The sequence below is a fragment of the Pseudomonas sp. TE9122 genome (assembly GCF_056278925.1).
Map to the genome: position 1 here is coordinate 2,266,586 of NZ_JBWBQI010000001.1, position 22,183 is coordinate 2,288,768.

At 61.2% G+C, this 22,183-nt stretch carries 19 protein-coding genes; 3 read left to right on the forward strand and 16 right to left on the reverse strand.

Annotation, left to right across the window (positions count from 1 at the left end; genetic code table 11):
• Nucleotides 1–180: 180 nt before the first annotated feature.
• The 14 genes from ACZ9BE_RS10335 to rfaH form a co-directional block, all read right to left on the reverse strand.
• Nucleotides 181–1,659 carry a family 16 glycosylhydrolase gene (locus ACZ9BE_RS10335; protein WP_476249361.1) on the reverse strand — a complete coding sequence of 493 codons (1,479 nt, stop codon included), beginning with the start codon at nt 1,657–1,659 and terminating at the stop codon, nt 181–183.
• Between the two features lie 30 nt (nt 1,660–1,689).
• Nucleotides 1,690–2,745 carry a UDP-glucose 4-epimerase GalE gene (gene galE, locus ACZ9BE_RS10340; protein ID WP_476249362.1) on the reverse strand — a complete coding sequence of 352 codons (1,056 nt, stop codon included), beginning with the start codon at nt 2,743–2,745 and terminating at the stop codon, nt 1,690–1,692.
• A 31-nt stretch (nt 2,746–2,776) separates the two neighbouring features.
• Nucleotides 2,777–4,195 (reverse strand): oligosaccharide flippase family protein, encoded by a 1,419-nt coding sequence (locus ACZ9BE_RS10345; RefSeq protein WP_476249363.1) that lies wholly within the window; start codon nt 4,193–4,195, stop codon nt 2,777–2,779.
• A 17-nt stretch (nt 4,196–4,212) separates the two neighbouring features.
• A complete protein-coding gene (locus tag ACZ9BE_RS10350; RefSeq protein WP_476249364.1) occupies nt 4,213–5,142 on the reverse strand; it encodes a glycosyltransferase family 2 protein in 930 nt (309 codons plus the stop codon).
• A complete protein-coding gene (locus ACZ9BE_RS10355; RefSeq protein WP_476249365.1) occupies nt 5,136–6,443 on the reverse strand; it encodes an O-antigen ligase family protein in 1,308 nt (435 codons plus the stop codon). Before ACZ9BE_RS10355 ends, ACZ9BE_RS10350 begins: the two co-directional genes overlap by 7 nt.
• A 1-nt stretch (nt 6,444) precedes the next feature.
• On the reverse strand, nt 6,445–7,551 hold the full coding sequence (locus ACZ9BE_RS10360) for a glycosyltransferase (protein ID WP_476249366.1): 1,107 nt from the start codon (nt 7,549–7,551) through the stop codon (nt 6,445–6,447).
• A complete protein-coding gene (locus ACZ9BE_RS10365) occupies nt 7,548–8,627 on the reverse strand; it encodes a glycosyltransferase (RefSeq protein WP_056785624.1) in 1,080 nt (359 codons plus the stop codon). Before ACZ9BE_RS10365 ends, ACZ9BE_RS10360 begins: the two co-directional genes overlap by 4 nt.
• A gap of 11 nt (nt 8,628–8,638) precedes the next feature.
• The gene (locus ACZ9BE_RS10370; protein ID WP_457263299.1) at nt 8,639–9,346 is read right to left on the reverse strand and encodes a WecB/TagA/CpsF family glycosyltransferase; all 708 of its coding nucleotides are present in this window, start codon (nt 9,344–9,346) and stop codon (nt 8,639–8,641) included.
• Nucleotides 9,343–10,701: a UDP-glucose dehydrogenase family protein gene (locus ACZ9BE_RS10375; RefSeq protein ID WP_476249367.1), complete on the reverse strand. Its 1,359-nt coding sequence runs from the start codon at nt 10,699–10,701 to the stop codon at nt 9,343–9,345. The genes ACZ9BE_RS10370 and ACZ9BE_RS10375 overlap by 4 nt, the downstream gene beginning before the upstream one ends.
• 46 nt (nt 10,702–10,747) lie before the next feature.
• Nucleotides 10,748–12,139: an undecaprenyl-phosphate glucose phosphotransferase gene (locus ACZ9BE_RS10380; protein ID WP_476249368.1), complete on the reverse strand. Its 1,392-nt coding sequence runs from the start codon at nt 12,137–12,139 to the stop codon at nt 10,748–10,750.
• Nucleotides 12,140–12,205: 66 nt separating this feature from the next.
• Complete coding sequence (locus ACZ9BE_RS10385; protein WP_476249369.1) at nt 12,206–14,515, reverse strand: GumC family protein; 2,310 nt, start codon at nt 14,513–14,515, stop codon at nt 12,206–12,208.
• A gap of 2 nt (nt 14,516–14,517) precedes the next feature.
• A complete protein-coding gene (locus tag ACZ9BE_RS10390; RefSeq protein WP_150635425.1) occupies nt 14,518–15,051 on the reverse strand; it encodes a polysaccharide biosynthesis/export family protein in 534 nt (177 codons plus the stop codon).
• A gap of 12 nt (nt 15,052–15,063) precedes the next feature.
• Nucleotides 15,064–16,224 (reverse strand): outer membrane beta-barrel protein, encoded by a 1,161-nt coding sequence (locus ACZ9BE_RS10395; protein ID WP_476249370.1) that lies wholly within the window; start codon nt 16,222–16,224, stop codon nt 15,064–15,066.
• Between the two features lie 51 nt (nt 16,225–16,275).
• On the reverse strand, nt 16,276–16,794 hold the full coding sequence (rfaH, locus tag ACZ9BE_RS10400) for a transcription/translation regulatory transformer protein RfaH (protein WP_056785643.1): 519 nt from the start codon (nt 16,792–16,794) through the stop codon (nt 16,276–16,278).
• A gap of 685 nt (nt 16,795–17,479) precedes the next feature.
• Here rfaH and ACZ9BE_RS10405 point away from each other — a divergent pair.
• Nucleotides 17,480–18,454, forward strand: coding sequence for an NAD-dependent epimerase (locus tag ACZ9BE_RS10405; protein ID WP_476249371.1), 975 nt, complete (start codon nt 17,480–17,482; stop codon nt 18,452–18,454).
• Nucleotide 18,455: 1 nt separating this feature from the next.
• Here ACZ9BE_RS10405 and ACZ9BE_RS10410 read toward each other — a convergent pair whose 3' ends face one another.
• A complete protein-coding gene (locus ACZ9BE_RS10410; RefSeq protein WP_056785649.1) occupies nt 18,456–18,665 on the reverse strand; it encodes a hypothetical protein in 210 nt (69 codons plus the stop codon).
• 94 nt (nt 18,666–18,759) lie between these two features.
• Nucleotides 18,760–19,686 carry an alpha/beta hydrolase gene (locus ACZ9BE_RS10415; protein WP_476249372.1) on the reverse strand — a complete coding sequence of 309 codons (927 nt, stop codon included), beginning with the start codon at nt 19,684–19,686 and terminating at the stop codon, nt 18,760–18,762.
• Nucleotides 19,687–19,804: 118 nt separating this feature from the next.
• Here ACZ9BE_RS10415 and ACZ9BE_RS10420 point away from each other — a divergent pair, with 118 nt between their 5' ends.
• Nucleotides 19,805–20,710, forward strand: a complete 906-nt coding sequence (locus ACZ9BE_RS10420; RefSeq protein WP_256809917.1) for a LysR family transcriptional regulator — start codon at nt 19,805–19,807, stop codon at nt 20,708–20,710.
• Between the two features lie 202 nt (nt 20,711–20,912).
• The gene (locus tag ACZ9BE_RS10425; protein ID WP_016774568.1) at nt 20,913–22,160 is read left to right on the forward strand and encodes an ABC transporter substrate-binding protein; all 1,248 of its coding nucleotides are present in this window, start codon (nt 20,913–20,915) and stop codon (nt 22,158–22,160) included.
• The last annotated feature ends 23 nt before the right edge of the window (nt 22,161–22,183 follow it).

A 22,183-nucleotide genomic window follows, 5' to 3' on the forward strand; every position in this document is an offset into this window, starting at 1 on the left:
CACGTCAACCTTTGCGAGCAGGATCGAGGGGTTTTTGCGGGTATCGAGGGGCGGGGGATGGCGCTTGAAGAGAGGCGAGTTAGTGCAGGACGGCACGCCGGAAGAATTGCTCGTGGTTCAGGGAGCTTTCCGCGCGCGGTGGCGGATGCAAGCGAGGGTACAAAACCGTTGAGCACAGCACTACTGCGCTGAGCGCGTCCAGACCCGCACGTAATCGATGCGAAACACCGACGGCAGGTCAGCATCGTCGACCACGCCGAACCAGTCCCACATCGCTTCACTGTCGAAGACGATTTGCATCGGGAAATGCCAGTAGCTGTTCTTTGCTTCCCGGACGAGTACGCCGTCGACATACCAGCGCAAGGTCTCGGGTTGCCAGTCGAAACCGTAGACATGAAAGGTACTGGCCAGCCGCCAAGGGGCATTCCACGTGCTGCCGGAACTCAGGTGTTGATCATTCTGCGGTCTGGCCCAGACATGGGCGTTCATGTTGTACCGGCGGTCGAACGCTTCGTTGCGGGTTTTGCCGCCGATTTCGAAGATGTCGATTTCCGTGGCGTTTTCCGGCAGCCCGGTCCACGCCAGCCAGAACGCACTGGAGCCGGCAGAGTTCATCGGCTTCGCCCGGGCTTCGTAATAGCCGTACATCCCCCGTTCATGGGTACGCACCATCGCCGAACTGTAGTCCTTGTAGCCCAAGGCGACGTATTTCTCGGGGAGGGTCTGTTTGCGGAAGGTGATGTTCAGATTACCGCTGCCGACCTTGGCGTTCTCCGGCAAAAACAGCGCCGGTTTGCGCCCGAGGGAATCGGTGCCGGTGGCGTTGTTGACGTGCCAGCGTTCGGCATCGAGGGCGCTGCCGTTGAATTCGTCTGACAGCCGCGTATCGCGTGTCCAACCGCCGGCATTGGCCTGGTCCGATAACGGCAGATCGGGCGTAACGTGCGTCGGGGTCGGTCCTAGCGGACCGACGCGGGTCCAGGCATCGGCCTGCTGCGGAATGGCGACCGCCCACTTTTGCGCGAGATACTCGAACACATTGCGGCGTTCGTCCTGGCTGTTGAATGGGCGGTCATAAACCAACACCTCGGCGATGTCGCCTCGCAGAATCTCCGAGGTGCCCACTACATTGCGCGCCACCGCGAACGGGCCGATCGGCACGTCACTGGTTTCCAGCAAGGCCAGGGCTGGCTCGTAGGCGGTGGTCTGCTGCACACTGATGCCGAAATTCGGTGCGACGTTATCGTTGTCCGCCAGTTGCGGCCGCGAGCTGAACAGTCGCTGCCAGGCCTTGCCGCCGGCCTGCTCGGGCAGACGCCGCGAGACGATAAAGACTGTCACCGGGCCTTTGCTTGTGCGGATCGCCTGGCCCATGAACGCCGCCGTGCCGCTGAAACGCACCACGCCGTGGCCGTTGAGGGCGTTGTCGACGCGCGTGGGCAATGTCGTCGCCGCGCGATTGTCGACGACGACGTCATTGCCCTTGCCGGATTTGTCCCGCCAGCGCACGACCTGATTTTGTCCTTCGAGGGTCATGGCCGCCGGATCATTGCCGTCCAGCCACAGCACCAGTCCATCGGTGACCGGTCGTGGAATATTGGCGCTGACGCCAGCACTCAGCAGCAGCAAAACCAACAGCAAGCATGGTGATCTGTTCATGAGTCGTCCCTAACATGGATGTGCGCCGGTTCAGCTACCCACCGCCAGCAGCGGCGCCGGTTTCGGGCGGTAGCCCCATGGGTTGCTGGTCTGCCAGCGCCAGCTGTCGATGAGCATCTGCGTCAGCTCGCGTTGTGCCCGCCAGCCCAGCTCGCGCCCGGCCTTGCTCGCGTCGGCGCGGCACTCGGCGATATCTCCGGCGCGGCGTGGGGCGAAGCGGTAGGGAATGCGCAGGCCGGTGACGTCTTCGAAGGCGCTGATGATCTGCAATACGCTGTAGCCGGTGCCGCTGCCGAGATTCCATACGTGCAGGCCATGCTCGTCGCCTTGCAAAACCTGCAGCGCCTTGAGATGACCTTCGGCCAGATCCAGCACATGGATGTAATCGCGAATACAGGTGCCGTCAACGGTTGGATAGTCATTGCCATAAACGGTCAGCGCAGCGCGCTGGCCGCTGGCAACCTCGGTCAGGCACGGCAGCAGATTGTTCGGCCGACCGCTGGGTGCTTCGCCGATCAGCCCGCTCTGGTGCGCGCCGATCGGGTTGAAGTAACGCAGCACAGCGATGTTCCAGCGTGAATCGGCGAGGGCAAGGTCGCTGAGCAATTCTTCGATCATCAACTTCGAGCGCCCGTAGGGATTAACCGGTTTGCCGGTGCCGTGCTCTTCGACGATGGGCATGCGGGCCGGCTCGCCGTACACCGTCGCCGAGGAACTGAACACCAGATTGAACACGTGGGCGCGGGCCATCGCCTGACACAGGTTCAGCGTGCCGAACACATTGTTGGCGTAGTAATCCATCGGCCGGCGCACGCTTTGCGCAACGGCTTTGAGCCCGGCGAAATGCAGCACGGCGTCGATCGCGTAGGTGCTGAAAATCTCGTCCAGCAGTGCGGCGTCGCGGATATCGCCCTCGATGAAATCGACGTGCGAATGACTCAACAGCTCCAGCCGTGCGACTGCTTCGCGGCTGCTGTTGCACAGATTGTCGAGGATCAGCACCGAGTGTCCGGCTTCGATCAGTTGCAATGCCGTGTGCGAACCGATGTAGCCGGCACCGCCCGTGATCAACGTGGTTTTGCGCATGACGACGTGCTCCATTGCGAGGAAATCCGGCTCAGCGGGCGGTGAACACCAACTTGAATTCTTGCGGCCAGCGCGGGTGCAGCAGGCTGTAGGCCAAGGCATAGGTCAGCGTGCCGATGGCAATGTCGCCGGCCAGGTGCGCATAACCGGACAGGCCGGTCTGCCGCGACAGCCACATCACCACGACGACCATCACGAAAGAGGCAAGCAGGCTGCGGTAACTGGACTGAAAGAAGCTGCGCCAGTCGTAACCGATCGCGGCGTGCAGGCCGCGTACCTGCAACGGCGTGATCAGCAGCATGCGCAGCAGCAATGCCAGCGCCGCCGCCATGCCGCCGTAGGTCGCGCCAAGCAAATAGACCAGCGCCAGCGCGAGCAGGGTGGTGGCAACTTCCGCCTTGAGGGTCAAGTGCGTGCGATTGACCGCCACCAGCGCTGTGGTCGCGTACAGCGCCAGATTGCCCAGCGCCGCCGTGCAGGCGAGCACTTGCAGCAAAGGAATCGCATCGGCCCATTTCGCGCCGAAGATCAGCAGGATGATGTCTTCGGCGGTCAGGGCGATGCCGAAGAACAGCGGCGTGAGCACGAAGCCGCTGATCGCCGTGGAATCGCCAATCATCCCGATCAGCCGCGCCGGTTCGGCACTGCGCCGGGCGAACACCGGCAGGGCGTAACTCATCAAGCCGTTGCAGATCGCCGAGCGCGGCAGGTCGATGATGCGCATGGCCAGATTGAACATGCCCACCGCGTGCGCCCCGGCGGTCAGGCCGAGAATCAGATTGACGCCGCGTTGCAGGGTTTGCGAACTCATGACATTGACGCAGACCGGCAGACCGGCGCGCAGCAGTTCGCTCAGCACCTGGCGGTCGATCAGCAAGGGAATGCGCCGACGTTCGCTGCGCATCAGCACCAGTGTGGAAACGCCGTCCATGATCAGCGCCTGGGCAACCACCGCCCACGGGCCGAAACCCAGCATCGCCACGGCCACACCGCCAACCCCGCCCGCGACTTTACCGAGCAAGGTACGCGAGGCCAGCAACTTGAAATTGCCACTGCGGCGCATCTGTGCCACATACACCCGGGCCATCAGGGTGAAGAGGATTTTCACCGAGGCCACGGCGGTCATCCAGCGCAACGCGGTGGACGGCGTATACAGCACCACCGCCAACGAGATCAACGCAATCGATAGCAGGCTGACCAGCACGGCAAACCAGAACACGCTGCTGATGTGTTTGTCTTCCATCCGCTGCAGGCGCACCAGCGGGTCTTCCAGCATCGACGAGAACAGAATGCCGACCACTTCGACCACGGCGATGATCAACGTGCCGATGCCCAGCTCCGTCGGCGTCAGCAAATGCGCGTAGACGACAAAGGTAATCATCGACAGGAAAATCAGGCCGAACTTCTCGGTGAAAATCCATGCGAGGGTCATCAAGCGACGGTTGGCCATGGCGCGATCCCTGAAATTCAGCGGCTGTTGCCCAGACTTTTGAAGCAGGCGTAGAGGTAGCGCAGGGTCGGTTTGCCCCGGGAGAACAACAGCGTCTGCCACGAATGCCCGAGCATCTGTCGGAACACCTCGATGACCCGGCGATGATCGCCGCGCCGGGAAAAGGCATTGAGAAATTCCGCGTGATTGGCGAGGACGAAATAGATCCGCTGCTGCTGGTTCAGCCGGGTGCCGTAACGCGCCAGGTACAGCTGGATGAAGCGCAGCTTGTGCGGGTAATACTTGTGCGGTTGCGCGGTGATGTTGGCGGCATTGACGGCGCGCCAGTGGAGGATCTGTGGCACGCTGTGGATCTCGCTGATTTCGGCGATGCGCGTCCACAACAGGCGATCTTCAGCGAAGCGCAGGCTCTGATCGAAGCCGCCAATGGCGACGATGATCTCGCGCAGGGCGAGTACGCCGGAGGTGCCGTTGATGATGTTCTCGCGCATGAAGTCGGCAAAGTGCTCGCCGTGTTTACAGCGATGCTCCAATTGGCGTTTGCCATCACTGAATTCGCTCATCTGAAAGCAATCGATCAAACCGACTTTGCGTCCCTGTCGGGTCAATTCCGCGTGCAGTGCCAGTTGTTTTTGCAGTTTTTCCGGATGCCAGCGGTCGTCGGCATCAAGGAAAGCGATAAAGGTTTCTTCGGCGCTGAACACGCCGCGATTGCGTGCACTGGCCGGGCCTTGGTTGGGCTGCTGCAACAGCACGATGGGGAAGGGCGCGGCGTACTGCCTGACGATCTCTGGCCCGGCATCGCTGGAACCGTCATCAACGACAATGGCTTTGTCCGGCAGGCGGGTCTGTGCGCACACCGAGTCCAGTGTGCGTTGAATGCTGGCGGCGGCGTTGTACAGCGGAATCACCACGCACACGGTGACGGCCGAGGGATCATTCAGCATGGGCGTTGCTCCCGAAAAGTGCCGCGCATTGGCCGAGCATTCGCCGCTGGCAGCGGCTGCGGACGGGCGACGAGGTGGTGGCGGAAGGTCAGGCTGAGCACGCAGAAAATCAGGAACTCACCCGAGCGGTAGTTGGGAATCACATAGGCGACGTAATTGGTAACGACGAACAGGCCGATGATCACCAGCGCGCAGGCCTGATAGCGCGCCGACTGATCCGCCGTGATTGCCCGATAGCGCTTGCTCAGGGTCTGGGCAAACATCAGCAGCAGGGCGATCAACTGGATCAAACCGCCGTTGAGCAGGGTTTCAACGTAGCCGCTGTGGGCATTGCCGATGTAGCCCCAGCGCGTGATAAACGCATCGGCATCGGCACTGGCCCAGAACGCGCCGAAGCCATAGCCCTTGAGAAATTGCGCATCGATCAGCGGCTGCAACAGCTCCCAGATCAACGTGCGGTCAGTGAGTGACGGGTCGCGGCCGACCAGTTCCAGCAGCATGGCGTAGTTGGCGTAAAGCACCCCACACAAGAGGAAGAACACCAACGTGGCGGCGGTGAAGGCCAGCAGTGAGCGGTTGATGCGCAGCCGGATCAGCGTGATGAAGTAGGCGTAACTGGCGGTGCCGGCGACGATCAGCGCAATCGCCGTGGCTGACTGCGCCAGACCGATGGCGATCAGCGCGAACAGCCCATACAGCATGGCCAGCGGGTTGCGCTGGCGGATCATCGGCAGCAGCAACAGGATCGCAATAGCGTTCAGGCGTGCACCGGCATTCTTTTCCGCGAACACCCCGCGAAACGCACCGTCACGGATGCCGCCGGAAATAAAGGCGATGTCCGGGCGAATCACGGCGAAGATCAACCCGACTAGCGCCGCTGCACCGATCACGCAGCCGAACAGAAAAGCGATCCGCTCGATGCTGTAGCGCCAAGCGATAAAACCGGCAAAAAACACCACGCTGAGCAGCGCAACGGAACGCTTGAAACTGAGCATCGGCTCGCTCGACCAACTGATCGACGCCGCCACGCAGCCGAGAAACAACAGCAAAAACAGGTTCTGCCGGTAGAAACTCTTGCTGAGGAACACTTTGTGGCGAATGAAGAAGAACAGCGGCACCAGCAACGTCAGCAAGCCGCAGACCTGATTGGCCAGATTGCCTTCCAGATCCTGCTGGGCATCGTCCAGCGTGCTCACATTCCCCAGGCGCAGAAAGAAGCCGATCACTTGCGTATAGAACAGCACGCCAAACAAGGTGAAGGCGTCGGCCAGTGTCGAATAACGCACTTGCACTCGGTTCATCTCAGCGCCTCCCGAGTAACGCCTTGAGGTAGGTCTGCACCGCGCGGCCGCTGACGAAGCGCGCGGCGGCATCAATCCGCCGCTGGCGATGCAGGGCTCGTGGCGCGGCCATTTGTGCGCTGATTGCGCTGGCGAGCGCGGCCGGATCGTCAACATCGACCAAGGGGGCGACGGCGCCATCGCCGAGGATTTCCTGCGGGCCGTACGGGCAGCGGGTCGCCACGACCGGCGTGCCGGTCGACAGGGCTTCGACCAACGCGTTGGGGCTGCCCTCGAAACGCGACGACAGGACGAAACAGTCCGCTCGGGCAATCTCGGCGATAGGGTCACTGGCGTATCCCGGTAGATCGCAACGCTCTGCGACGCCGAGCGCTGTCGCTTGGGCCAGCAGTTCGCCGCGCAGGGCGCCTTCGCCGAAGATGATCAGCCGCGCATTGCCTTGCGGCAGGCGGGCGAAGGCGTCGATCAAAGTGTCGAAGCCTTTTTGCTGCGCCAGGCGTCCTACAGCGACGATCACCGGAGTGGTTTTGGCCTTGAGCCAGGGATGGCTGGGCGCGGCGGCGGGTTTGTCACGAAAATCGTTGTCGAGCACCGGGTTGTCAGCGGTCGTCACATCGCGCGCGCGGGCGATGGTGGTGTCGACCAGATCCTCGGCGACGCCTTGTGACACGCAGATCACCGGGTTGGGAATCAGCCGGTACAACCACGGCGCCAGCCAGTAGGCGAGCTTGACCGACAGCGCCGGGTTGACGTGTTTGTCACGCGAAAAGGCATTGCGCTCGCTGACATGCAGCCGCGCCAGCGTCCCGGACAGCGCGGCGGCGGCAATCGCCACGACGTTGACGTGTGTGAGGGCGGCCAGTTGCGCGTCGTACTGATTGCTGCGTAAAAACCGTGTCAGTGCCGGCACAGCCGCCGCGCTGCGCGGACTGTCGAGCAGCACTTGTCTGACTCGTGGGTCGAGCGCCGGCTGATTGATGCCGGCACCGGTGAGCATCAGCAGCGTGACTTCGTTGCCGGCCTCAACCAAGGCACCGGCGAGGCGCACCATCATTTTCTCCGCGCCGCCGGCGCCGAGGTCCTGGAGAATGATCAGCAGCTTTTTCATCGGTTCCACACCTGGTAATAAGCCTGCGCGGCGTACTGGCTGGTATAGGGCAGGATCGCGTCGCTGACTGAGCGTCGGGGCGGCGGCTCGGGTTCGCGGCTGGCCAGACTGTCGAGCAGCGCCTCGGCCAGGGCTGGCACATCGTTGACCTTGACCAAACGCCCGAGGCGTCCATCGTCGAGCAACTCGCGCGGACCGCTGCCGCAATCGGTGGAGATCACCGGCGTACCCAGCGCCAGCGCCTCGACCAGTACCGTCGGCAAACCTTCGTGCAATGAGCTGAGCACCAACAACTGCGCATGGCGGATCAGCGGATAGGGATTGCGCAGATGCCCGGTGAAATGCACCAGACGTTCGATGCCCAGCCGTTGTGTCTGCGCTTCAAGCGCTGCGCGTAACGGCCCGTCGCCGGCAATTACCAGATAGGGCAGCGGGCGTTGTTGCGCCGCCAGCGCGTAGGCGTCGAGCAGCAGCGCGAAGCCCTTGGTTTCCACTAGCCGGCCGACACCCAGCCAATAATGATGGGGCACGCCACCGGGCAACGGCGCCTGAGCCGCACGCAACAGTTGCTCGCTGATCACCGCGTTCGGGCAATAACGGATGCGCGGCTGGCCCCACGGCATCAACCCGGCAAGCGACTGGCGCAGACCGTGGGACACCGCGACTACCTTGCCGCTGCCGCACAGGTACAGCGCATACAACAGGCGCAGGCTGGCGCGCCCGGTGTTCTGCTCGGCGCAATCCAGCGCGGCGTGGCGGGTGTAGATGACTTTGCAGGCACTGCCCAGGGTGGCGAACCAGGTGCAGAGGTTGGCCTGCTCCTTGGCGCCAATCAGATGCGTCACGCCCTCACGGCGGATCAGCCGGCGCAGCAGCACGATCGATTTCAGCCAGCCCGCGAGCCCACTGCCGCCACCGGCCATGCTCGGCGCGCCGTCGACGTTGGGCGAGTCGCCGTTCATGACAAAAAAACTCACCCGCCGGCCGTCCGCCAGAAACTGCTCGGCGAGGCGTTGCTGCACGCACTCGACGCCGCCGCCAGTCTGGTAATCCTTGAGCGTGAACAGAATATGCATCGGCACAATCCTCATGGGGCAGTGACATTGATTGCCACTTGCTGGCGCAGAATCAGTTCGGTCAGGCGCAGGGCATTGCTCGGGTAGTCGAGCAGGTAGCGCTTGATCGTGTGCGGCTCGCGGTACATGCGGTAGAAGGCGCGCAGGTGCAGGCGGTTGATGGCGTCGGGGTAGTAACGCTCGCCGGCATCGGCTTCCTGACGAATGAAACCGCCGCAGGTGAACGCCACGCCGCTGAAGCCACCACGCAGCGCATCGAGGACAAAGCGCTCCTGCAGACCGGCGCCGAGGCCGACCAGCAACAGGTTGGTCCGCTGCCGACGGATATCAGCCTGAAGCGCGGCGCCTTGCTCGGCATCGAAGTACCCGTTGTGCGCGCCGACCAGTTGCAGGCGCGTGTACTGCATGCCGAGCTTTTCCACGAAACGATCAAGCTCGGCCTGCCGCGCACCGACCACATAGACGCGTTTGCCGCGCTGCTCGGATTCACGCAACACCGGATCGGCAATCGAGGTGAAATCGAAACTGACCCGCTGCACCGCGCGCCCGGTGATGCGCGACATGAACCCGGACATCAGCATGCCGTCGCAAAAATACGCCAGCGACGACGGCGGCTGGCGGATGAAACTGCCGATCGAGGCGAAGTTGAGAAAGGAGAAGGCCCGGTTGGATTCCAGCAGGGCCGGCGAATAACGGTCGAGCAATTCCAGGCGGATCATGACGCGAGATCCTGTGCTTCAGCGGCGCAGGTTGGCCGGCCGACGCTGATGTAGGTGAAACCGCGTGCGCTGAGGCGTTGCGGATCGAACAAATTGCGGCCATCGAAGATCAGCGGATTTTTAAGCTGGCGGGCGAGCAGTTCGAAGTCCGGCGCGCGAAACGCTTGCCACTCGGTGACGATCACCAGCGCGTCGGCATTTTTCAGCGCCGCCTCTTTGGTGCCGGCCAGCGTCAGGTCATCGCGCGGGCCGTAAAGCTGCTGCGCCTGTTCCATGGCTTTCGGGTCGAATGCCTGCACATTGGCGCCGGCTCGCCACAACGCTTCCATCAACACGCGGCTGGGGGCCTCGCGCATGTCGTCGGTATTGGGCTTGAAGCTCAGGCCCCACAGCGCGAAGGTTTTGCCTTCCAGCGCGCCGTTGAAGTGCTCGGTGATCTTGTGGAACAGCGTGCTTTTCTGCTCGTTGTTGCGCGACTCGACTGCGCGAAGCAGGCGCGCATCGATGTCGACGCCGTGGGCGGCGTGGATCAGCGCGCGCACATCCTTGGGAAAACACGAACCGCCGTAACCGATACCGGGGTAGATGAACTGGTAGCCGATGCGCGGATCCGAGCCGATGCCATGGCGAACCATTTCGATGTCGGCGCCAAGCTTTTCGGCAAGCCCGGCCATCTCGTTCATGAAACTGATCTTCGTCGCTAGCATGCAGTTGGCCGCGTACTTGGTCAGCTCGGCGCTGCGCACATCCATGACGATGATTTTTTCGCGGTTGCGATTGAACGGTTCGTAGAGCTCGCGCATCAGCGCTTCGGCGCGCGGGCTGTCGGTGCCGATGATGATCCGGTCGGGGCGCATGCAGTCGTCGACCGCGCAGCCTTCCTTGAGAAATTCCGGATTGGCGACCACGTCGAAGGTCAGCGCAGCGCGGCCGCTCTCGGCGAGGATGGCGCTGATGCATTCGCGTACCCGGTCCGCCGTGCCCACCGGCACCGTGGATTTGTCGACGATGATCTGCTCGCCGCGCAGGTGTTCGCCGATGGTACGGGCGACGCTGAGGACATGTTTGAGATCCGCCGAGCCGTCCTCGTCCGGCGGCGTGCCGACCGCGATCAGCAACACATCGCCGTGCTTAACCGCAGCGGCCAGATCACTGCCGAATTGCAGACGGCCGCTGTGATGATTGTCCCGCACCAGGCTTTTCAGGCCGGGTTCGTAGAGGGGCAGAGTGCCGTCGTTCAAGGCCTGCACCTTGGCCGCGTCGACATCCACACACAGCACGTTGTGGCCGACCTCGGCCAGCGCGGCGCCCTGGACCAGTCCGACATAACCGATACCGAATACACTCACATTCATGGGAAAACCTCATGCGTGGCGGGGTGGGCCAGAGCGCTGGCCGCTGTCAGTAGATGTTTTTCGAGAACAGGGTGAAGGGCGTTTTCAGGAGGATCTTGATGTCCAGCCACAGCGACCATTGATTGATGTAATTGAGGTCTTGGGCGACCCGGCGCTGCATCTTTTCCACGGTCTCGGTTTCGCCGCGGTGCCCGGTGATCTGCGCCAGCCCGGTGATGCCAGGCTTGAGCCGATGCCGCGCCATGTAGGCGCGCACCTTGCCGGTGTAATAGATGTTGTGGGTGACCGCGTGCGGACGCGGGCCGACCAGCGCCATGTGGCCGAACAGCACGTTGAACAGTTGCGGCAATTCGTCGATGGAGCTGCGTCGCAGAAAGCGTCCCAGCGGTGTGACGCGGTCGTCGTCGCGGGTGGCCTGACGCACTTGCTGATCGTTGTGCACGCGCATCGAGCGAAACTTCCACACGCGGATCACTTCGCCGTCGCAGCCATGGCGGTTCTGCTTGAACAGCACCGGCCCCGGCGACGTCAGCTTGACCGCAATGGCCACGCCGAGCAGCAGCGGGCTGAGCAGAATCAGCGCCACCGCAGCGACGCTGCGTTCAAACAGGTCCTTGCAGAACAGGCTGCCGGGGTGCGAGGTGAGCAGGCTTTCGTTGAGATAGATCGCCGGCATCCGCTCGATCTCGGAGATCGAATGATTGAGCAAGACCATGCTGCCCAGATCCGGAATCCACACCACGTCGACGTTCATGTCGAGCAGATTGATGTACAACGCTTCGATCGTCGCCGCCTCGGCCATCGGCAGCACGATGTACACCCGCCGCGCCTGCAAACGGGTGATGATTTCGCGGATGTCCTCGACTTCACCGAGCAGCGGCAGAATGCTCGGCGCCGGGCCGCTGTCGGCTTTCGCCGCGACAAACCCGAGCAGTAACGCGCGATCCGGGTCGAGGAGTTTGCGCGCCAGTTCATGGGCGGTCGGGCAGGTGCCGATGATTACCGCGCGGCGCTCGTTGCAAATCATTTTGGTGTACATGCGCACGAACAGATGCAGCGGCAGAAACGTCGCCGCCTGGGCGAGAAAACCGACCACCGCCCAGACAATCACCACCTGCCGGGAGAACAACGCGCTGGTCTGGGTGACGAAGGCGATGCTCATCAGCAGTCCGAGCAGAATCAGCCAGCCGGCCAGCAAACGGCCGAGCCCGACCAGCAAGCCATGACGTTTGTGGTAGACCTGCACCAGGCCGTAGACCGGCATCGAGCCAAGCACCGTGAGGATGATCAGTAGCCGGTATTCACTGGGCAAGGCGCCGATGCGCCAGTGCACCAGAACAATCAGCAACAGATTGACCAGGGTCATTGCGCACAACCATTGCCCCCAGAAGGTGAGGCCGCGACGGTGTGCCATTTGCGCGGAATATTGCGAGGTCATCGGCGCGATCTCCGATTCGTCGAACAGGGAAGGACAGGCTGCGGCCGGGCGACACGGTCCGAAGGATCAGCGCGGGGCGAAGTCGTAGTCGTAGAAGGAACGGGAATGGCCATGGCCGTACTTGCGCGCCTTGCGCAGATCGACCTGATTGAGCACCACGCCGAACACCGGCGCCTGGCTCTGCTGCAACACGGCGATGCTTTTGCGCACTTGGCCGACCGGCGTGCTCTGCGCCTTGACCACGTAGATCACCGCATCGGAATGCTGCGCCAGCAACAGCGCGTCACTGACGATTTCCGCTGGCGGCGAATCGATGATGATGTGCCGGTAGCGCGACTTGAGAATCTGCAACAGCCGACCGAGGCGCGGTGAACTGAGCAAGTCCTGCGCAGGGGCCACGGCGTTGCTCGAACTGCTCGAGGCTTTCAAGCGTGGTGCCTCGAACGGGTCCAGCGCTGCGGGCGTCAGGCAGCCGGCCGGGAGCATGTCCAGATTACCGACACTGCGAATGCAGTCTTCCAGCCGTGCGCTGCCGGCCATGAGGTTGGCGAGGCCGGGGCTCTGCGGCGGGAAATCGAAGTTCAGCGACAGTGTCGGCTGACGCATGTCGGCATCGATCAGCAGCACCCGTTCCAGTGGCGCCAGTGACGAGGCAAGGTTGTTGGCGATGGTACTTTTGCCTTCGCCGGACACCGAGGAAGTGACGAGCACCACCTGCGCCGGGCGTTCGTTGTTCTGCAGCATCAGCCAGGTGCGTAGGTTGCGGATGGTTTCGCAGAAGCGCGGGTGGTCGTTGTCCTCGAACAGCCGCGCCAACTGCCGCCTGCTCTTTTTCATCACCAGCGGCACGACGCTGAGCAGCGGCACATTGAGCAGGCTCTCGACGGTGTCGTCAGTCTTGAAGGTGTTGCTCAGCGTGTCGAAGAGAAAGGCGAGGGCGACGCCGACGACCGCAGCCACCAGCGCGACAATGGCGAGGATCAGATTCTTGCGCGGTTTGCTCGCTTCCAGCGGTGCGATCGCCGGGTCGACGATGCGCGCCTTGGCCGAATCCATGTCCGAAGTGGCGGCGGTTTCCTTGAGGCGGGTGACGAAGGTTTCATACAGCGCGCGGGTGCTGTCGACTTCACGCTGGAATTCGCGCAGCTGGAATTCCTTGCGCGAAATGTCCTGAATCTGCGCTTTGTTGCTGTTGAAGGATTTGCGCAGGGCGTCTTCGCTGGCCACCGCCAATTGGTATTGACGCTCGATGCCGGCGACCACTTGCTGCACTTGCAGACGCAGACTGTTGGCGGCGGTGCGCTGTTCGGAGCGGGCGGATATCAGCGCCGGGTGTTTCGGCCCGTAGCGGCCCGACAACTCTTCGACTTTGGCCTGAGCTTTGGCCAGATCAGCCTGGAACTGCTGAATCAGCGGATTGCTCAGCACTGCCGGCACGCTGGACAAACGACTGATGTCGCCGTTGCTCAAGGCTTGCGCCTGACGGAACTGGCTCTCCGCTTCGGCGCGATCGCGGCGCGCATCGATCATGCGGTTGCCGGTCATTTGCAGCTCGTTGGCACTGATCGTCGCGACACCGTCGACATCGACCAGACCCTGTTCCTCGCGATAGGCCTGCAATTTGTTTTCGGCGACGCGCAAGTTGTCGCGCAATTCGACCAGGCGGGTGTTCATCCAGCTGGTGTTGTTTTGCGAAGACTTCAGGCTGGTGTCCTGCTGGCTGTCGATGAAGCCTTGCGCGAGGGCGTTGGCCACCGCCGCAGCGAGTGCCGGGTCGGGCAGTTCGACGTCGATCTCCAGCAATTGACTCTTGCCGACAAACTTGACGCTGGTGTGCAGCATCAGGTTTTGCGTGACGTCATTGAACACTTGCTCTTCGGTCGCTGGCGGCTTCGGCGGCGGCAACAGGTCCAGCCATGGCAGCCACTGGTCGCGATTGAGCTCCGCCAGCCATTGGCGCGGGGTGAACCAACTCTGCGCCTGCTGGCGTGGATCGGTGATCGGGTTGGTAGTCAGGCCAAGTTTGCGCACGGCGCGCTCGGCCAGCTCCCGCGATTGCAGCAGGGCTTGCTGGGTCTGCAAGTAATCAGTGGTGGTGGCACCGCCGGATTCAGCGGCTTGCTGAAAACTCAACACCGGCGGCGTCTTGTCCTTGATCAGCAGTGTCGCACTGCCGACGTACTGCGGCGTGATAAACGACAGCGCGACCACGGCCAGCGCACAACTGAGCAGCACCAGCCAGGCGATGTTCCACTTCGCCGACCAGATCACCCGCCACAGGTGCAGCAGATCAAGGGTGTCCGACTCATCGGCCGCTTGCGTTTGCGAGTGGCTCTGAAGCGGACGTTCGAGGTAGGTGCTTGGGCTGTTGTCCATGATCAGAAAAAGCCTTGTGCAATGGAAATGGTGTCGCCGGGGGCGATGACGGTGGTGCGCGAGATGTTCTCAGTGACCGGTGGGCCGCCACTGCCGCGCAAAATCGTCACGCGTTTCATTGAGGCGCGTTCGGTCAGGCCGCCACCCAGGGCGATGGCTTTTTCCAGAGTGAGCCCGGGCTGGAAGGGATAACTGCCGGGCTTCTGCACCTCGCCGTTGATGTAGAACGGGCGGTATTCGATCTGGCTGAGGCTGACTTTCGGATCGACCAGATAGCCTTGCCTGAGGCCATCGACGATCTTCTGTTCGACCTGATTGGGCGTCAGGCCCTTGGCGACGATTTCGCCGAGAAACGGGTAGGAGAAGGTGCCGGCATCGTTGAGACGGATCTTCTTGAAGCTCAGTTCCGGCTCGCCGAACACGATGATGCGCAAGACATCGCCAGCGGCCAGGCGGTAATGGGTGTCGGTGTCCGCCGCCTCGACCGTGGGCACTGTCCAGAGCAGCAACAACAATAAAATCAGGCGCGTATGCATGGCCCAACCCTCCTACAGACTGACGTCGAACGTGATCTGGAAAACATTGCGGGTGAAGCTTTCGTTGTCGGCATCGGAGTCGTTATCGCGGTGGCGGTAGGCGACTTCGATGTCCAGCCAGCGGCGCATTGCGTAATTCACGCCGAGTTTGTAATCCTGCAAATCGTCGCTGCGATCCTGGCCTTCGTAGACGTAATGGCCCATGCCGGCTTCAGCAATCGTGGTAATGCGCTCGGTCCAGCCGTGGCGCCAACCGATCTGGGTGAAGGTGGCTTTCACCGCGTCGGAGCCGTCATCGCCTTCGGCCATGGCCTGGCGCGCGAGGAAGGTGAAGGTCGAGTAGGTGCGCGGTTTCCACGCCAGATCCACTTGCCAGGTCGGGTTGCTCAGATCGTCGGAACCGCTCTGGTCGAAATTCTTTCGCTCGTAACCGACGCGCAGCTTGCCGGTGGTTTTCGCTGTCATGTCCCACTCGGCTCCGGCCAGCACTGCATCGGAGCGACTGCTGCGCGGGCTGTTCGATTGCAGGTAATCGAAGCGGGTGTGGTCGTATTCGAGCAGGCCACGGGTCTTGCTGCCGAGGCGGTGATACCAAGTGCTGGACAGATTGCTGGTGTTGCGCTCCTTGTCATCGTTGATGCCGTCGGAGTTGTCATAGCGCAGTTGTGCGTAACTGGCGCCGAGGTCGATCTGGTTCAGCGCACTGCGCGCGCCGAAGGTGTAGACGCCGCCGACGCGCTGGCTCTCGATCTTGTCGTTGATGCCGTCGACGGCGGTCGAGGTGGTGCGCTCGTACTTGCGTGCCTCGGCTTCGAGTTTCAGCCGATGCCGGTCGGTGAACTCCATGATGCTGTCGGCGCGCAGACGCTGGGCGGTGTTCGAAGCGTCCGAGGCGCTGTGATAGATGTAGCGGGTCGGCTCCCAGATCACCCGCGTGGCGCTGTTGCGGTCCTCGGCTTTGAGCTCGAAGGCCGGCGCCAGGCGGGTGACCATGGTCGATTCGACATCGTGTTCTACTTCACGAAAGTTGTCGTCGTAGCTTTCCGACAAGGCAAAGGTCGGGGTGAAATCGAAGCCGTACACATTGATCGCTTGCGGCTCAACGCTCCAGGCAGCTTCGGGGGCACAGCAGGCGACGACTAAAACCAGGGAACAGCGAGGCTTCAGAGCCATGGATCACGCTCCTGATTAAGGGGGTCGGGGTCAGGGCGAAGCGGATCCGGACTATTGTCGCTGGCGTTCGAGGTAACTCAGCGGGACGCTGACGTGCTGTTGGCGGTTGAGGAAATTGAGCAGGATCATTACCCGCTCATCGCCCTGCATGGACAGGAACACGCCTTCGAGCGGGGACAGTGGACCCTGGACGATTTGCAGAGGTTCGCCGGGCTTGAGTGTCGGTTCCGCAGGAAAGCCGATCGACTCCTGACTGCGCTCACGCAATTGCGCGATCACGTCTTCATCGACCCGGGCGGGCACATGGTTGAATTCGACGATGCGGCTGACACCACGGGTCGAGCGAATCGGTGCCCAGTTGTCGTCGCGGCTCAGTTGAATGAACACGTAGCCGGGAAACAGCGATTCCAGTGTTCGTTGGCGTTTGCCACGAATACTGCGCTCGCTCATCAGCTGCGGCCGGAAGGTTGAATAATTCTGTTGCTGCAGATTGAGTTGTGCCCGTTCATCCTGGCGGGGCTTGCACTGCAATAAATACCAGTTAGAGCCGTTGCGGCAAACCGTTAGCATGCTGGAGTACTCCATACATAGCGATCGTTTAAGCAGGGCGGCCGATAGCGTGGGACGAGCCGTCATGCTTGCTAGTAGGTAGTAGGCTGATCAAGGCAAAGTGCCGAGCCAGATGCATCAATGTTTATTGGCAGAAGAAGTGTTTCAAAAATGAATCAACTTGGTTGGTTATTGTTATATCCGTGGCCGTCTTGGCTATAACGAATCGGCGCGCTTTCATTCAGGCAAAGCTACCGCACGGTTCGCAGTTGCGACCTTCAGGATCCAATTACATAAGTAGCCGGAGAGCAGAAAAGTGCGCGGCGGCGCGAGCTCTTCGGGCAGTGCTAAGTTATCGGCCAGTCTTTGCAAGCTGTCAATTAATAACAGTCAAAAAGACTGCCTTTCATCCGCTGATAATGGCCGTGTTTCGTAAGTCATTGTTTGTGAACGGTGAAATTTATTCGTCGGATTTTTTAAACTTTTCGAAGTTATTGAAGTCGCGGGTGTTAGATGGCGTCCGTGATAGCAAATTAGTTTCAATCTTACATCTTTCGATTCATCGGCAGTTCGACTTTTAAATACCTCGCGTCGGATGCTGCTGGCCAGGGTAACTAGGGTCGTCTATCAATAGTTGCCGTTGTTGGCCGGTAAATGTTCGGTGCTGTGTATCTCCTTAAAGTCCAACCGGTGAGCCGAGGTGATCATGAGTGTTCTGGTGACAGGTGCCGCAGGTTTTATCGGTTATCACACGGTCATGCGTTTGTGTCGCGAGGGGCTCGAGGTTGTGGGTATCGACAATCTCAATCCTTATTACGATGTCAAACTCAAACAGGCGCGTTTGCACAGATTGCAGACGCTGGCCAATTTCACTTTCCATCGACTGGACATTGTTGATCAGGCGGCGTTGAACGCGCTGTTACAGCACGGACACTTCAAACAGGTCATTCACTTGGCCGCCCAGGCCGGTGTGCGCTACTCGCTGGACAATCCTGATGCGTATGCGCAATCGAATCTGGTCGGGTTTCTCAACGTTCTGCAGGCATGCCGTCGTCATCCGCCGGAGCACTTTATCTACGCCTCGAGCAGCTCGGTGTATGGCGCCAATACCAAGATGCCGTTTGCAGAAGACGACCCGGTCGACCAACCGGTTTCGTTGTACGCCGCGACCAAGCGTGCCAACGAATTGCTCGCGCACAGTTACTGCCATCTCTACGGCTTGCAAGCCACCGGCCTGCGTTTTTTTACCGTCTACGGTCCCTGGGGTCGACCGGACATGGCGCTGTTCAAGTTCACCGAAGCGATGCTGCAGGGGCGCGCCATCGACCTTTACAACCAAGGCGAAATGGCGCGGGATTTCACCTACATCGATGACATCGTCGAAGGGATTTTCCGACTGCTCGACAAACCGCCCGCACTCAGCGCCGAGCGTGGTACTAACCGGCTGTTCAATATCGGTCGCGGCAGTCCAGTAGCGCTATTGAGCTTCGTCGAATGCCTGGAGCAGGCATTGGGCATGAAGGCCCAGCGCCGTTATCTGCCAATGCAGGAGGCCGATGTATTGAAGACCTGGGCCGACGTGTCGGCGCTGGCGCGCTGCATCGACTTCAGCCCGCACGTGCCGATCGAGCAGGGCGTGCAAGCGTTCGTGCAGTGGTATTGCGAGTTCTATCAGGTCTGATTCAGTGCAGCGTAACGGCCCTGCGACTTTCCCCGATGCGGATCCGGTCGAGGGCGCGGTTCAACGCATCCAGTGCATCGAGCAACGCTTTGGCCTCGGCTTCACGCCCGTCACCCCACAGACGCTCGGCCATTTTGTTCAAGGCCAGAATGGCGCGTTCGATGTCGGCTGCGCTGGCGGTGCTGTCAGGGGCTGGTGGTTTTTTCGGCATTCAGGGTTCCTCAGCGGTCGGCAAATCACCATACCGCCAAGGCGCCGAGCAATACAGCGACAAGTGTCCCCGATCAGCAGCTAATGCTGTCTGGTCAGCGATTAGCCTCAATCAATCCCGCCTCGATAAACCGCACCGAACTCTCCAGCGCCTGCTGCCCCTCGGCCAGCATGCCCGCGTAGAAATGCCAGGCGTGAAACATGCCGGGCCACACTTCAAGATTGACCCGGACGCGGTTGTCCGCCAGGTGATTGGCCAGACGCATGGCGTCACTGAGCATCAGTTCGTTTTCGCCGATCTGCACCAGAATCGGTGGCAGTCCGGTGACGTCGGCGAACACCGGCGAGGCTAGCGGATGGTTGGCCAAGGTGTCGCCGAGAAAGGCTCGCGCGAGGATGTCCAGCACGGGCTTGGAGTTCAGCGGATCAAGGCCTTCACGATTGCTCATGGAGGCGCCGGTGTGTTCGAGGTTGGCCCATGGCGAAATTGACGAGCCCACCGCAGGCAATGGCAAACCTTTGGATTTTGCCGCGACCATCACGCTGACCACCATCGCGCCACCCGCCGACTCGCCTGCGAAGGCAATCTTGCTGGCGACGATGCTCTGCTCAAGCAACCACTCATAGGCGCGCAAAGTGTCATTGATAGGGGTGGGGAACTGATGCTCGGGTGCGAGGCGGTAATCCGGCATGTACACCCGCGCGCCAAGCATTTTTGCGTAGTTGCCGCCGATGCCGTGGTAGCCGTCAGGTCGACCGACGATGTAGGCGCCACCGTGGATGTACATCAGCACCGCGTCGGTCTTGAGCTCATCCGGAGTCACCAGCGTAGCGGGCACGCCGCCCATGTCGACTGTTTCAAACCTCACGCCAGCCGGCGGCTGATTCTGCCCGAGCATTTTTGCGTAGGCATCGCGGATGTCGCTCATCTTTGTGGTGGTATCGGTGCCCTTGAGCACGGGTACCAGATCGCTGAGGCTGTTGGCCCAGGTTTGCACGGCTGCTTTTACTTCAGTGTTCATATGACCTCGATCAGGCGTTGGTGATGGATTAACTAATCGAGATGTTATGCTCATGATTGGGGAATAGGGTTCCCCATAACCGGTGCCAAGCCGCTTGAATGCCAAATCCGGAGGCCACATGGAACTGCATAACCTGAACGACATCGCCGCCTTCGTCGCCTCGGTGGATGCCGGAAGTTTTACGGCGGCGGCCAGGCAACTCGGGCTGACTCGCTCGGCCGTCGGTAAATCGATCGTGCGGCTCGAATCGCGTCTGCAGGTCCGCCTGCTGAACCGCACCACCCGCAGCCTGAGCCTGACCGACGATGGTCGGGTGCTGTATGAGCGATGCGTGGGCATCCTGCAGGATCTGGACGAGGTCGAAGAAGCTTTGGCGTTCCGCCGTTCGACGCCCAGCGGCCGCTTGCGCATGAGCCTGCCGGTAGCACTGGGCCGGCTGCACGTTGTGCAGCACATCGAGCGCTGCCTGAGAGACTGGCCGTCGCTCGCCATCGACGCGACGTTTTCCGATCGGCTGGTCGACCTGATCGACGAGGGTTTCGATCTGGCGATTCGCATCGGTCCGCCCAAGGAAGACTCCGGGCTACTCACGCGCACGGTGGCTTACCAGCAAATGATCACCTGTGCCTCGCCCGATTATCTGAAAGAACATCCGGCACCGCAGACACCCGAAGATCTCGCCGGGCATGCGTGCCTGCACTTCGTCAGCGGTGGCCGATTGCTGCCGTGGAATTTTCGCGTCAATGGTCAGCCTGTGTCGGTCATTCATGCCGGGCGGCTGCAGATGGACAGCGCTGAGGCCTTGCATCAGGCGACTGCCGCAGGCCTCGGTATCGCGACGTTGCCATCCTATGTGGTCAACGATGACTTGCGCAGTGGCAAGCTCGTGCAGTTGCTCGCAGATTACGCCGAGGCTGCCGAGCCGATCCGGGTGATTTATCCGAGCAAGCGACACCTGTCGCCGAAGATTCGGCTGTTCATCGACAGGCTGGTGGAAGCGTGGTCGCCGGCGCCTTGGGACTGATCAATCGGCGATAGAAGCTGTGCCGAAAATTCACAGCAGGTGTGCTTTTTCAGCTATATCCAGCCAATCTTGGCGAGCCGTACTCTTGCAAACAGTGGCGCAGAAACTTGCGTGTCATCGCCACTGTAATCCGACGATGTCTGTGCTCGGCACGGATCATTTGAAGGAACAATAAAAACAATATCTGCGGGAGATGAATCCAATGAGACTCGCTCAAGAGGAAGCCGTGGCCGTGGCGGCTACCGCGAAAAGCTGGCTGAAAGCTGCCGGCATCCTGCTTTGCCTGTCCACTCCGGTCGCCGCGCTCGCGGACATCAGGATCGGTGCGCTTTATCCCCTGAGTGGATCCCTGGCGTTGCTGGGCGACGAGAGCTTCCGTGGCCTCGAACTGGCCGTCGCCGAACGAAATGCCTCGGGCGGTTTGAAGGGCGAGCCGATCAAATTGCTCAAGGCCGACGCAGTCGATGCGGGACAAGCGGTCGGTGCCGCGCGCCGGCTCACCTCTGTTGAGAACGTCACTGCTGTATTTGGCAGCTATTCCTCGGCGCTGTCATTTGCGGCCACGCAGGTGACGGAGATGGCGGGGGTGCCATTTTTCGAATTGGGTGCGGTGTCCGACCACATCACTGAGCGTGATCTGAGCTACGTGATGCGCAGCAACCCGACCGCCAGGAATTTCGCCGAAGGCACCATCACCGCCATCACGGACATTGTCAGCCCATCGCTCAAGGTCGATCCGAAACAATTGAAGGTCGCGATCATCCACGAGGATGCGCTGTACGGTACGACCATCGCCGGGTTTCAGAAAAAAATCGCTCAGGAGCAAGGTCTGAACGTGGTCGAGGTACTACCGTATTCGGCCAAAGCGGTCGATCTCTCATCGCTGATCCTGCGTTTGAAAGGCGCCCAGGCGGATGTGGTATTGCAGACCAGTTATCAGAACGACACGACGCTGTTTTTCCGCCAGATCCGCGAAGCCGGTTTCAGGCCCAAAGCCGTTATCGGCGCCGGCGGCGGCTATTCCATGCAGGACACGGTCAAGGTCGTCGGCGCAGCCAATATGGAAGGCGTGCTCGATGTCGATTTTCCACAGTTCCAGACCAATGAAAACGGCGCTCCCGGTATCGGTGCGTTCGCCAAGGCATACAAGGATCGCTACGGCAGCGAACCGCGCTCGGGCCACAGCCTGATCAACTATGTCGGGGCGAAGATATTCCTCGATGCCATGGAAAACAGTACTTCGCTGGACGCCGATGCGATCCGTGCCTCGGTGGCAACCATCGATATTCCTCTCGGCGGCACGGCTGCCGGCATCGGTGCCAGGTTTGGCAAGAACGGCCAGAACCAGCGCGCCAATACGGCAATCATGCAGTGGCAGAACGGACTGCTGAAAACCGTTTACCCCCAGGCAGCCGCCGTTGCCCAAGCGCGTTTTTCCGACCAACCCTGATACCTGAACCCCGCAATCTGCTG

Bases quoted from the DNA above. Each gene is read 5' to 3' on its own strand.
- ACZ9BE_RS10335 (WP_476249361.1), bottom strand. From the start codon at position 1,659: ATGAACAGATCACCATGCTTGCTGTTGGTTTTGCTGCTGCTGAGTGCT.
- galE (WP_476249362.1), bottom strand. From the start codon at position 2,745: ATGCGCAAAACCACGTTGATCACGGGCGGTGCCGGCTACATCGGTTCG.
- ACZ9BE_RS10345 (WP_476249363.1), bottom strand. From the start codon at position 4,195: ATGGCCAACCGTCGCTTGATGACCCTCGCATGGATTTTCACCGAGAAG.
- ACZ9BE_RS10350 (WP_476249364.1), bottom strand. From the start codon at position 5,142: ATGCTGAATGATCCCTCGGCCGTCACCGTGTGCGTGGTGATTCCGCTG.
- ACZ9BE_RS10355 (WP_476249365.1), bottom strand. From the start codon at position 6,443: ATGAACCGAGTGCAAGTGCGTTATTCGACACTGGCCGACGCCTTCACC.
- ACZ9BE_RS10360 (WP_476249366.1), bottom strand. From the start codon at position 7,551: ATGAAAAAGCTGCTGATCATTCTCCAGGACCTCGGCGCCGGCGGCGCG.
- ACZ9BE_RS10365 (WP_056785624.1), bottom strand. From the start codon at position 8,627: ATGCATATTCTGTTCACGCTCAAGGATTACCAGACTGGCGGCGGCGTC.
- ACZ9BE_RS10370 (WP_457263299.1), bottom strand. From the start codon at position 9,346: ATGATCCGCCTGGAATTGCTCGACCGTTATTCGCCGGCCCTGCTGGAA.
- ACZ9BE_RS10375 (WP_476249367.1), bottom strand. From the start codon at position 10,701: ATGAATGTGAGTGTATTCGGTATCGGTTATGTCGGACTGGTCCAGGGC.
- ACZ9BE_RS10380 (WP_476249368.1), bottom strand. From the start codon at position 12,139: ATGACCTCGCAATATTCCGCGCAAATGGCACACCGTCGCGGCCTCACC.
- ACZ9BE_RS10385 (WP_476249369.1), bottom strand. From the start codon at position 14,515: ATGGACAACAGCCCAAGCACCTACCTCGAACGTCCGCTTCAGAGCCAC.
- ACZ9BE_RS10390 (WP_150635425.1), bottom strand. From the start codon at position 15,051: ATGCATACGCGCCTGATTTTATTGTTGTTGCTGCTCTGGACAGTGCCC.
- ACZ9BE_RS10395 (WP_476249370.1), bottom strand. From the start codon at position 16,224: ATGGCTCTGAAGCCTCGCTGTTCCCTGGTTTTAGTCGTCGCCTGCTGT.
- rfaH (WP_056785643.1), bottom strand. From the start codon at position 16,794: ATGCTAACGGTTTGCCGCAACGGCTCTAACTGGTATTTATTGCAGTGC.
- ACZ9BE_RS10405 (WP_476249371.1), top strand. From the start codon at position 17,480: ATGAGTGTTCTGGTGACAGGTGCCGCAGGTTTTATCGGTTATCACACG.
- ACZ9BE_RS10410 (WP_056785649.1), bottom strand. From the start codon at position 18,665: ATGCCGAAAAAACCACCAGCCCCTGACAGCACCGCCAGCGCAGCCGAC.
- ACZ9BE_RS10415 (WP_476249372.1), bottom strand. From the start codon at position 19,686: ATGAACACTGAAGTAAAAGCAGCCGTGCAAACCTGGGCCAACAGCCTC.
- ACZ9BE_RS10420 (WP_256809917.1), top strand. From the start codon at position 19,805: ATGGAACTGCATAACCTGAACGACATCGCCGCCTTCGTCGCCTCGGTG.
- ACZ9BE_RS10425 (WP_016774568.1), top strand. From the start codon at position 20,913: ATGAGACTCGCTCAAGAGGAAGCCGTGGCCGTGGCGGCTACCGCGAAA.